Here is a 1279-nt window from a genome sequence, read left to right as displayed (position 1 = left end):
CTTGATGAGTCAGGGGAAAATCGATTTTTTGGTATCCATTTTCTTCTATGCCGAACTTTTTAGATAGTCGGTTGAGAAAGTAAAGCACTTTACCACGTAGATCCCTAAAAACCAATTTTTCCACCAATTCATCCTGATCTCGCAGGCGTTTGCTTATTTCCGATAAAAATCGTAAAGACAATTCAGAATACTTGCCTAAAAGCGGTTCGAATTGTTCGGTCGGAATCGAAAAAACAATCGAGTCTTCTATCGTCTCCACATAAGTCCCTCTTGTGCCCAATGAAAACGTTTCAACTTCGCCAAACATGCCGCCTTCGCTTAGGATGCAGACCGTATGTTGTTTGCCGGCCGAATTGGTTTTGTATAAGCGAAGTTTACCGGCGATTACGAAAAACAAGCCATCCCTTTCATCACCGGGCGTCTGAAGAATAGAGTTTTTTGAAAGCTTATACGTATTTGATCTTGTGACCAATTGTTCGATTTCACGGATAATTTCTGCCGGAAGCGATTCAAATATCTTTATTTTGGGCAAAAATGATGTTATGTTTTCCATCGCCACATCATGTAACATTTTGCCCCTCCTTTCCATGTTGCGAACGATAACCGCTCCACTCTCCGCATTGTTTGGCATGTGGTTGTGAGTATAAATTGTGTAAACCACATGCCCTTCATTCAAATTAACCGCTGGTAATTGTTTCTTTAGGAAAAGATCCGTCCGCTTCCGTTAATCAACGCCAACGGCTTTGCGCCAGCTTCTGATCTCGGCGTTCAGGCCCTTGATTTGAGGTACGGCGAGCGCACGATCGGACAATCCGTACTTTCGCTTCAAGGTGAGAATTCGCGTTACGCTCTCATCGATCCGGGATTCCGGAATGCGGCCGGATTTGACGCTGGCAAGCAGCGCTTGTTCGATTTTTTTAACGGTCTCATATCCGAAGGACACAAGGATGATGTCGCTGCCCGCCTCAACCGAACGGACGGAAGCATCCTCGATGGCGTAGTTTTTCGCGATGGCGCCCATCGCCATCGAATCGGTAATCACGACTCCGTGGAAGCCCAATTTGCCACGCAGCTGTTGACCGATGATTACTTTGGAGAAAGAAGCGGGGGCGTCCGGATCGATTTTCGGAAACAATATATGCGCGACCATGACGGCATCCGCGCCGGCATCGATCGCTGCCTTGAACGGAACCCACTCCATCTTCGACAGCTCGGCAGCCGTTTTGTTGACAACCGGCAAGTTCAGGTGGGAATCGACCGAGGTGTCGCCATGCCCCGG

2 protein-coding genes are annotated in these 1279 nt (G+C 47.7%); both read right to left on the bottom strand.

The features are described from left to right. Window positions 1-571 (bottom strand): Crp/Fnr family transcriptional regulator (locus tag E5161_RS20445; protein ID WP_136779746.1); only part of this gene is annotated, 571 nt, incomplete at its 3' end. Between the two features lie 153 nt (window positions 572-724). Then, window positions 725-1279 (bottom strand): glycoside hydrolase family 3 N-terminal domain-containing protein (locus E5161_RS20440; RefSeq protein WP_281279896.1); only part of this gene is annotated, 555 nt, incomplete at its 5' end.

Source organism: Cohnella pontilimi, assembly GCF_005049045.1.
Taxonomy (GTDB): domain Bacteria; phylum Bacillota; class Bacilli; order Paenibacillales; family Paenibacillaceae; genus Cohnella; species Cohnella pontilimi.
The sequence above is the reverse complement of the archived record's forward strand: the minus strand, read 5'-3'. Positions and strand labels throughout refer to the sequence as shown.